At 40.9% G+C, this 230-nt stretch carries 1 protein-coding gene; it reads right to left on the bottom strand.

Going from position 1 to position 230, the window contains the following annotated elements:
- Positions 1-19: 19 nt before the first annotated feature.
- On the bottom strand, positions 20-230 hold a 211-nt coding region (locus ACPYOG_RS21165; RefSeq protein ID WP_481295999.1), incomplete at its 5' end, for a hypothetical protein.

The raw sequence follows: 230 nt of genomic DNA, 5'->3' as shown, positions 1-230 counted from the left end.
CCTGCAATTTCTTTTCTACCTACCTTCCTTTACTGTCGTATCTATATTGGTAGCAAAGCTTATCAAGAGCTGCCCCATTCAACGCCTGTGCACTTGCAAGAGGAGAGATGATCGCCGCAAGCTGATTGTATTTGTTATAAACATAATAGGTATCAGCTTTAAGGGCTGCAGACTTACGAGCCATCACGACTTGTCCTTTTCCGTTAATAAATTCTGTGTTAATATTACCA

The sequence above is a fragment of the Leifsonia sp. HAY1-4F genome (assembly GCF_056755275.1).
The sequence above is the reverse complement of the archived record's forward strand: the minus strand, read 5'-3'. Positions and strand labels throughout refer to the sequence as shown.